Annotated in this window: 9 protein-coding genes; 1 reads left to right on the forward strand and 8 read right to left on the reverse strand. The window is 42.3% G+C overall.

Going from position 1 to position 9,305, the window contains the following annotated elements:
• Nucleotides 1–35: 35 nt before the first annotated feature.
• The 4 genes from ACUVXA_RS11440 to ACUVXA_RS11455 all read right to left on the reverse strand — a co-directional run bounded on the left by ACUVXA_RS11440 (nucleotide 36) and on the right by ACUVXA_RS11455 (nucleotide 5,097).
• On the reverse strand, nucleotides 36–260 hold the full coding sequence (locus ACUVXA_RS11440) for a hypothetical protein (protein WP_445871396.1): 225 nt from the start codon (nucleotides 258–260) through the stop codon (nucleotides 36–38).
• A 1-nt stretch (nucleotide 261) separates the two neighbouring features.
• On the reverse strand, nucleotides 262–354 hold the full coding sequence (locus ACUVXA_RS11445) for a helix-turn-helix domain-containing protein (RefSeq protein WP_445871397.1): 93 nt from the start codon (nucleotides 352–354) through the stop codon (nucleotides 262–264).
• A 132-nt stretch (nucleotides 355–486) separates the two neighbouring features.
• Nucleotides 487–3,900 (reverse strand): glycoside hydrolase family 38 N-terminal domain-containing protein, encoded by a 3,414-nt coding sequence (locus ACUVXA_RS11450; RefSeq protein WP_445871398.1) that lies wholly within the window; start codon nucleotides 3,898–3,900, stop codon nucleotides 487–489.
• A 63-nt stretch (nucleotides 3,901–3,963) separates the two neighbouring features.
• On the reverse strand, nucleotides 3,964–5,097 hold the full coding sequence (locus tag ACUVXA_RS11455; RefSeq protein WP_445871399.1) for a uroporphyrinogen decarboxylase family protein: 1,134 nt from the start codon (nucleotides 5,095–5,097) through the stop codon (nucleotides 3,964–3,966).
• Nucleotides 5,098–5,276: 179 nt separating this feature from the next.
• On the opposite strand from ACUVXA_RS11455, the gene ACUVXA_RS11460 reads away from it, so the two are divergent.
• Entirely contained in the window at nucleotides 5,277–6,425 is a 1,149-nt protein-coding gene (locus ACUVXA_RS11460) for a uroporphyrinogen decarboxylase family protein (protein ID WP_445871400.1), read from the forward strand.
• 68 nt (nucleotides 6,426–6,493) lie between these two features.
• On the opposite strand, the gene ACUVXA_RS11465 is transcribed toward ACUVXA_RS11460, so the two are convergent.
• The 4 genes from ACUVXA_RS11465 to ACUVXA_RS11480 form a co-directional block, all read right to left on the reverse strand.
• Nucleotides 6,494–7,726 carry a hypothetical protein gene (locus ACUVXA_RS11465; RefSeq protein ID WP_445871401.1) on the reverse strand — a complete coding sequence of 411 codons (1,233 nt, stop codon included), beginning with the start codon at nucleotides 7,724–7,726 and terminating at the stop codon, nucleotides 6,494–6,496.
• 149 nt (nucleotides 7,727–7,875) lie between these two features.
• Entirely contained in the window at nucleotides 7,876–8,307 is a 432-nt protein-coding gene (locus ACUVXA_RS11470; RefSeq protein WP_445871402.1) for a hypothetical protein, read from the reverse strand.
• Nucleotides 8,304–8,669 (reverse strand): hypothetical protein, encoded by a 366-nt coding sequence (locus ACUVXA_RS11475; RefSeq protein ID WP_445871403.1) that lies wholly within the window; start codon nucleotides 8,667–8,669, stop codon nucleotides 8,304–8,306. Before ACUVXA_RS11475 ends, ACUVXA_RS11470 begins: the two co-directional genes overlap by 4 nt.
• A gap of 40 nt (nucleotides 8,670–8,709) precedes the next feature.
• On the reverse strand, nucleotides 8,710–9,102 hold the full coding sequence (locus ACUVXA_RS11480; RefSeq protein WP_445871404.1) for a hypothetical protein: 393 nt from the start codon (nucleotides 9,100–9,102) through the stop codon (nucleotides 8,710–8,712).
• Between the last annotated feature and the right edge of the window lie 203 nt (nucleotides 9,103–9,305).

Genomic DNA, 9,305 nt, shown 5'->3' on the forward strand with positions numbered 1-9,305 from the left:
TAGCCATATATGGTATTATTTAGTATTAAATCTTCCTACTGTTGTAAACCCCTCACCGCCAGTAAACGATCACCAGGGTTAATCTCATATTTCTTTAAAGTTTCTATGGGAACAATAATACTACCATCATCCTGCAACTTCACCCAACAATATGTTTTGCCATTAATCTGTAATGCTTCTCCCTCAGATGCTTGATACTTAGCAAGTTGCGGATTTTTTTCTATTATTACAGCTAGGGGTGAATTTTCCAATAAACCCAAGTTAGTTAAGCCTTATGCCCTTTATTACGCCCTGGTCTATGTATCTGCGCAACGTGTTTGGATGTAAACCCGTGTATTTTGCAGCCTCCTTCAACCTAATCAGTACTATAACTTAAGTTAATATTTGATAATTTATATAAATTTATCTGTAGCAGTTGTGTACCTCCTTTTACAAGTTGGGGCATAATATATTCGCTCTTTTCAGCTGTATGTCGCATATAGGGTGTTAGGCTTTCTCAAACTTTACTTTTAGAGTCACCACTTTTGCTGGGGGGATAAGTCCCAGTTGGAGTTCTTTTCCCTGTGCGGATACTGGAATCTGTTCTGCTGTTTCATCTTCTCTAAGGTTAATCAGGCTGACCGATTTTACCGGTTTATAGAGCTTTAAGATAGCGTTTTGCGCTTTTTTTCCAGTGTTGTAGATGCGGATTACCAGAGCGTCCTCTCTCTCAGCTTTCTTAACAGCGGAAAGAATTATAGATGTGGAATCCAATTCTAGGAAGCTCATGGAGGCGGGTAGCTCACTACTCGGATTCTTAACTTCTACTGCCTTTAATTCACAAGTGAACTCTCTAGCAATTCTTGGAATTTGGGCTTCTTCCCAGTCTCCGGAGTGGGGTATTATGGCGTATTCCGCTGTGAGCCGACCTTGGCACTGTGCTTCTGGTGTCGGTATTGCTGGGCCTCCGAAGATTTTGCGGTTATTATTGTCTATGTTTCTTGACAACCAGCCAACTGAGCGGACAAGTGTTACAGCTATAGTTTTATCATTTTCCCCATAAATTTCGTACTCTGGCAATCCTTTATTTAAAATGGCTAGGCCTTTTTGTCCATTGTTTAGGTCGACGAAGAGATTCTGGTGGCTTGCAGTGGTTTGCACTTCTATCCAGTTTGTATAATCGGGAAGTTTTAGGCTTCTTTCAACCACTCCAAAGTGGCCATCTGCATGAATTACCTCAGATTTTATATCTGTGGGAAAGAGCACTCTTAGACGGTGATCCTTGACGTTGTTTTCGATTTCCGTTTTGCAGCCAACAAACCTCGCACCGGGAAAGAGAGATATTCGCGAAGTTATTTTTAGAGGCACTTTCTCACCGGAACGGTGATTGCGATTCTCTTCCTCTAAGCTTTTTGGGAGAATCATCCCAATTTTTACAACTGCGTCCACTCGTGTGTGATGTTTTTCGAATGAGATTTCAGACTCAAGATTCTCGCTGGTGAAAACGGTGTCTTCTTTGAGTTGGGAGTAATTGTACTCGTCGCCATTATCTCCCGCATCTTCGAACAGGTGCAGCCCCGAAAAAGTGACTCCGCTTTTTAGTTCGGTTATATCCATTGTACCGTTCAGATTAAACCTGACTCTAAAATGCTCGTTCTCCATAATTCTCTCATTAACATTAACCTTCAGGGTTGACTTTACCCCTTCGGCTTTTCCTTCTTTAAGGTAGAGTATCTTGTATCCACAGGCAGGAACATCCTCAGCAAGAAACCTCAAGGTGTAACGTGTGATGTTTTCAAAAAATCGGAACGCGGTGCTCTCCGGATCGAGGTATAACTCTACCGGAAAAGTTCGGCCCTCTTGATCCACAATGTAGAAGTTGCGATCCGGTGTGAACTCCATACTCTTCAAAAGAGAGGGATTAAAGGTAAATTGCTGGCTCGAAAAGGTGAAGGGTGGGAATGGTTCTGAGAGGAATTCCACCACCCCGGTTCTTGTCCATGGAGAAGGGTTGAAGACCGCTATGGGAAATCCACTTTCTGTGATAGTTGCTTTTGAGGCTATCTGCTCCATTGCTTTAAGTGTGAGTAGATCGGATATCTGCTCACTCCAAGCGAATCTGGTTTCCATTTCTCGGTGGACCTGGTCAATGGAGCAGCCACAAATACTATCATGGGGATGGTTCTTAAGAAGCCACTTCCAAGCCAGCCACAGGTAATTTCTATCATAATTTTCTCCAAGGGTCCAAGCCCAGGCGGAGAAGGGTTCCGTGTAGTTTTCCAGTTTTGTTTGACATCTATGGTTTGCTTGCTTCAGATACATGCGTGAAGATAGAACTCCTTGCAAAATAGGAAATAGGCGCGCTCCTCTGAACTCACCTCTGTACACGGGTAAATCCTCGATATTTTCTTGGAGCTGATTGAAAAATTCTTCTAGGCTTCCATATTTTATGGGCTCATCGGGATGCCTCGTGTTGTAGGCTTTTATTATTCGGGGAATGTGTTCTTGGGGAAAGGCGTGATCGTGACCATTAAGAAATAGGTGAAAATTTCTGTTGCTTCTTTCTTCAAGCATATTTTTTGTTTTTTCAATTAGCGTGATAGCAGCCTCTACATCTTCTGGAAGGGCGCCTACATTAAAGTAGCCAATTGCAATCTGATGGGTGAGGATTCTGTCTCCACTTGGAGCTTCCCACAGAAAAGTTGTTGGAAGAGTGTCAACTTCATTCCCCAACCCTCTCCAGAAAATGAAGCCTTTAAAACCGAATCCCTTCATTATTTGAGGAGTTTGAGCCAGTTGCCCGAAGCAGTCTGGCTGATACCCGACTTTCTGCGCTCCTCCATACTCTTCGGCAATCATTATGCCCAGAAGCAGATTCCGCACCACAGATTCTGCAGAGACCAGAAACATGTCTGGTAGAACGTAGAAGGGACCTATACTTATGCGACCCTTGCTAACAAGTGGGCGTATACGTTCTTTGTTTTCGGGTCTCACCTCAAAGTAGTCTTCAAGGAGAATGGATTGACCATCTAGCAAAAAGTGCTCGTAGTCAGGGTTTTTCTCCATAATGCTTAGGAGACGGTCAATCATTTCCACCATGTACCCTCGGAAAGTCTGGAACGGTTTGTGCCATTCTCTATCCCAGTGAGTGTGAGATACCAGAACGGATTCGTTTCTTCTCTTAATAATCATCCCTTCTCTTGTGTTATTTTGGAAAAGCTCCCCGATGCGAGTAATTCTATCTATTTTGGGATTTGTGAATATGTCTAGAGGATCTCTACTTGTTAGAGAGAACTCTAAAACCACGAGACCTTCAGGACCCGCGACCACACTGTGTGGTGTATTGGCGGCGAGATGGAATCCCACTCCAGGTTCTAGGAAGACTTCGTGTAGCGCGGTGGTATGGGGACGATGTTCTTCTGGTATGAGGTAGGTAGGTTTAGCGGTGGGTTTTCCGGGTACAAACATTGAGCCAGTACCCTTTATGGTGTGGAAATACTCCTGTTTGCCAGGGATGAGGATACCCCCCTTGGGAATTGGGGTGTCTTCTTTTTCCGGCACCATGTAGACAGCGTCTTCACCATATTCCTCTAGAACCTTAAAGTCTTTCACGAGCTTCTTTAAATCGAAGAAACCCTTCTTAATTTCCGAGCCTTTGGGCATAACAACCACTGATTGATGGCGGTGCTCGGGCATGTACTGGTTTGGAAGAAAGCATAAAATCTTTCCACATTCGGCCTCGTTTACCAGCACATATATTCCAAGACCTACTCTTTTAAAATAATCCAGCTCTCCTTGGCTTAGGCCGAAGTCAACCACTTCTAGGTCTTCTGGTTTCAATCCCTTTACGGGGAAACCAGATTTTAGAATCATATCATAATATAGCTTCTGAGCTTCTACAGCGGAATCACGATAAAGCAATCCTAGCACCTCAACGATAAATTGATTGCTAAAATTATTTTATCAGGTGAACATGTTTTTTGATTAGGCTCGGTAGAAGCCGTACTTCATCACCGAGTCTTTCATAGCCTTAATATTCTCGGCGGGTATGTTGTCAGGTAGCACACAGGAGGAGCAAAGTATGTAGCCTCCGCCCTCCATGCAGCCTTCTATCTGTTTCTTACAGTAATCTTCCACCTCTTGGGGTGTTCCCAAACCGGTAATTTGAGGCGGCAAGTCACCCATTAGGCACGCTCTATCTCCAAGAATTTCTTTGGCTTTAAATATGTCTGTTGTGTCCAGGTGGAACCAGGTTTTGCCCTTTGGAAATTCGGTGAAATATTCTAGAAAGTCTGTGTAGTCATTATCTAGGTGGAACTGAACAATGCATCCCTTATCTATGATGGCTTCTGCAATTTTTTTAAGGTGGGGCCAGAATAGTTCAAACTTCTTGGGCGAAATAAAACTTGACGCCACTCGTGAAAACCCGTAGAGAACCGCCTTTGGACCCTTTTCACCCCCTAGGAACTGGATCTGTACGTCTAGTGTGGCAAGCATCTCATCCACAGTAGCCTCACAGGCCTCCACAACCTTATCGGGAATCTCAACAACATCCGTCAGATACTTGTTAAAGCTTCTCGGAAAAGATATAATATCAACGGGCGGTTCTATAGCCCCCACAAACATTGACGGAACATCCATTTCCTTGAGCCAACTACCCGTATCTAATGCAGCGAACTGACCCACATAATTCATGAAATCCTTCTCCAACTCGGGCCTCCTCTTAAAGGGGGCAAAGCCCTTTTCAATTACGAGATCATAGTCGCTACGCTTCATAAGCTCCTTCTCATGCATCTGCTCGGTAATATTGCCCTTTGGAAGGGTCCAATTGAAATAGATCATACTGTGTGAGTTGGGCCAGGGAAGATAATAACCAAGGATAGGCGAGCACCCGGTGTACACATCAAAACCCCCAAACATTTCCCAAACCTTCTTGGTGGCTTCGAAGGATTTTGGTACGTCGAAGAAAAATTCTTCTATGGTCATCCCGGTTAATCTGGCTTGAGCCGCGTGGAAAGCGATAATAGCAGGAACACGGTCAGGCTCCTTTATATCTAAAACTGTTTCCATCCTCTCTCTAGGAGTCATGGTTTCGTTTTCATGCATCTTTAAAGGCAAGCAAGCACCCCACTAACAGTTTAAATTTCATTTTTGCAGAATTTTTTGCATTTAACTAACCTAAGATAAGATATAAAAACTTCACTAGTCTCCTAAAAAGTTAAAAAGAATAATGCTATTAAAGCCGAAGTTTGCCCTGTAACTGTAATAAACCTATAGAAAAGATTTTGGTGAAGACGTTGAGAGGAGAAGAGGAAGAGCTGTATAAGGAGAGGGAAGAAAGAATTCAAACTGCTGTAAATCTCGGGGTTCCGGACAGGGTTCCTGTGATCTGTTCTGAGTATCAATACGCTGGGGCTTACGCAGGTGTTAGCTCTAAGGACTTTATGACTGATAATGAGAAGATGATGATGGCTTTAGAGAAGTTTCACTTGGAATTTCAGCTGGACATGCACACGCGTCCCCCTTTGCCTATGAGTCTATTGACCATGGTTATTGCAGAGCCTTGCCTAGTAAGGTACCCATGGGAGGGGACACCTTTTAATTCTACGCATCAGTTGATTGAGACTGAAATTATGAAGGAAGAGGATTATGAGTACGCTTATAAAAATGGCTATGTGCAGACCTTGATTAAGCTGCTTCCAAAGATCCGACCGAATGTACCTGAGGTCCTTAAGAAATTTTTCGATGACATGGAATCAGCGTCTCGAATGGTTACTTCTAATTTAGAAAGACTTAAAAAATTAGGGATTCCCTGCTTTGCGGGGGGTGGTATGGAGAGCCCGCTTGGTGTTCTCTCACTGATGAGATCTTATGCAAAGTTTTGCCTTGACACGTATAGACACTCTGACATAGTCGCCTGTACAGTTGAAAAGTTCACCGAAGAGATAGCACAGCTTGCCATAGCTTCATGCAAATTATCCAGTATTCCGAGGGCGCTTATTGGTTTGCATAGAGAGTGCAGCTCTTTCTCCACCTTAAGACATTTTGAGCAAATTGGTTTTCCACAAATTAAAAGGTTGGTGGACTTGCTGAGTAAGGAGGGTATAATCGCTATTCTACACTGTGACGGAGATTGGACTCTCAATTTGCCGTACCTTAAAGAACTCCCTAAGGGTAGATGCGTACTGGAGCTTGACGCCTCAACAGACATATTCAAAGCCAAAGAACTCCTCGGAGATTCAATATGCATCGATGGAAACCTTACAGAGGTTATGCTTACCTTCGGAACACCAGCAAAGATTGAAGACCACTGTAAAAAGCTCATTAATATTGTAGGAGAAAGAGGAGGATTTATTTTGAAAGGTACACCTCCAAGAGAGGCAAAACCTGAGAATATCAGAGCGATGATTAACACCGTGAAAACCTACGGAGTATATAAGGCCTAATATCAAGATTTTATTCTGGATTGATTTTTGTACGAAAAAAGAGAGAAAATTATTTGATTGCACTTTTTCTAAAGTAGATAATAGTTTCTTTTCGGGAATAGGTAACACAGGAATATCGATGAAACGCTTGAAAAGATTAACGCCAAGAATAATAAGTTGTCAGATGGCGGATAAAGGGAGAGGGTGACAAAGAAGTTGCCTACAGAGGCTAACCAATCCGTTAAACTGTAGGTTGTAGCAATCCAGGTTAACCAATAGAGACCGATATGAGAGAAAAGTCCACTTATTGCAAGGTACCAGCCCCATTTTTTAACGAGAATTACTCCGAATCCTGAGAGCATAAGAATTATGGCAAGGATATACGATAAAGCACTGAATGTTATCGATGTTGACATCCAAAGGCCAACTATAAAGGTCAACTGCCCGTAGATTATCAGCAATGCGCCACCAATTTTTACTAAACTAGGGAGAGAAGTTGCTGGTTTTTGTAACGGTGTTTTCAGTACTCTTCGGCGGTACCATCCTACAAAATGAGTCATGAAAGCCCAAGCTAGGATCAAAAAGTAGAATGGCATGAAGAATAGAGCGGTGAATACTGGTGAGGCTGTAGGAAGATAGAAACGGAAATAAAATACTGCAGAGTTGATAATGAACACCAACACAAAAAATGTAGCAACCCGATAATGGATTTTTTTGTAAATATCTAGTTCCTTGATAACCTGGGGATAAACTCTTTCCACGTGCTGCAAAGTGAATGGTTTCCCTGCAATTATTGAAATGAACGATGGAATTGCCAGTAGACCGAAAACCAGTGTAGCAGGATAATAGTAGTAGAGAGTGGCGAATAATCTTGGAGCCGCTAATAGTAGTAATATTCCTATCAGAAAGAAGGTCAAGAAACTGATATCTATATAGTAGATTTGATTATAAGCCAAGCGTCTGGAGACGAAATACACTAAAAATAGTGAGAAGCCTACCAAAACGCTGGTAGCCCCCGGAGTCATTAGAGCGGGGTTCCATATAGTGGGTGTGGGGGGTATGAACCACAGATGTATCAAAATGCTTTTCTGGAAACCAGCTAAAAAGTTGGGGCTACTTAACATCGCACAGGATCTCAAGGATAGGTCAAGAGAGGTGAGTCTAGTTCCTGTTGAAAAAACCCCGAGAAACATTAGTATAAAGTATGTGGGCATGGGAACCATCGTGAATCTGTCTACGAATCTTTGAAACCTGGTTCTTGAAGCCAAAACCTTTTCCCGATAATCACTCATCATTTTGTCCACATCATCAATAGCAGACATAAGTTCATCTCCTAAACATGGACAACCATCCATTTTTAGAATAGACATTATGATAAAGATTTAAGTAAAAAAGGTTTAGGATGTAGGGGTAAGCAATCTAAACTCTGAAATCTTTCATATAATTGGATTGTGAATCTTATGAATTTTTTCTAAAGTATGTAATAGTTACGCTTTGGAAACAGATAGCATAAAAACACCGATGAAATACCTGAAAGAACCACCGCCAGGAACAAGAATTGCTCGGATGGCGCAGCGAACGAGAGATTGTACAAGAAGTTGTTAACTGAGGTTATCCAATCAATTATACTGACATTAGGAAAGACATAAGCCAACCACAGAAGAACAACATAAGAAACTAGTCCACCCATCGTTAGGTACCAGCCCCACTTTTTGACGAGAATTATTCCTATTCCGGCAGCTATGAGAATTATGGCAACAACAATTTCTAGTATTCCCAGTATGGATGATGTCTGCCCAAGACTTACTAAAATGACCAACACTGCGAAGAGCATCAGGGCTGCCCCCACTATTCTTACCAAGCGTGTCAGAGGGGTTGATGCCCCTTGTAATGGTGTTTTCATAACTCTGCGGTATACCATGCGGGAAAATGAGTCGTGAAAGCCCAAGCATAAATCAGAAAGAACAGAGGCATAAAGAATAGAGCAGCCCACAATGGTTTAGTTGAGGGTACATAATACGCGAGATAACCCAGAATGGCATTAATAATGATAACTATTCCCCAAACAGAGGCAATGATATAATGAATTTTTTTGTAAATATCTAGTTCCTTGATCATGGGGGGAATAACTCTGTCAGAAAACTGATGAGTGAAAGGCCTTTTAGCCGCTATTGTGACTAAGGCGGGAATCGCCAGTAGACCGAATATCACGGTACCCGGGAAACAGTAATAGAGTGTGCTAAATAGGTTGGGAGCTACAAACATTAAAATTAACCCCAGCAGAAAGAAGGCCAGGAACCCCAAGTCAAGGTAAAAGATTTCCTTGTAAGCAATGCGTCTCGAGATGAAATACACCGTAAACAGTGCCAAGCCAATTAACACGCTGATGGCTGCTGCATTCCATGGCGACTGACTCCACAAGGTTGGTATTGGATTTACGAACCACAGATGTATCAGAATGCTCTGTTGAAAATCGGGTAAGAGGGTGGGACTGCCTAACCATAATGGAGGCCTCAGTAGATGTTCTAGGGCGGTAAGTCCAGCTCCGGTTAAAATCACGAGAATAACCATCGAAAAAAAAGTACACCGTAATAGGAACTAGGGAGAAAATGTCTACGAATCTTTGGTATCGCGTTCTTGAAGCCAAAACCTTTTTCCGGTAATCCTTCATCATCTTATCTACATCTTCAGTAGACACGAATTAGTCCTCCTCCTTAAACGTTAATTTATATTTTTATTTCCCATGAAAAACTTTAGATTTTCGTCCTTTGTCTAAAACGCGTAAGCGTATGGGGGTTTTTTAAATAATTGATTTAATTTTATTAGTATATATGGTTTACTATTTCTACAGTATTTGAAAATGAGTTTTTGGGGGTAGGGATACCCTTATAGTGGAGAGAA

The organism is Candidatus Jordarchaeum sp. (assembly GCF_052745115.1).

Coding starts and splice junctions, on each gene's coding strand:
- ACUVXA_RS11465 (WP_445871401.1), bottom strand. CDS start 7,726: ATGTCTGCTATTGATGATGTGGACAAAATGATGAGTGATTATCGGGAA.
- ACUVXA_RS11470 (WP_445871402.1), bottom strand. CDS start 8,307: ATGAAAACACCATTACAAGGGGCATCAACCCCTCTGACACGCTTGGTA.
- ACUVXA_RS11475 (WP_445871403.1), bottom strand. CDS start 8,669: ATGTTTGTAGCTCCCAACCTATTTAGCACACTCTATTACTGTTTCCCG.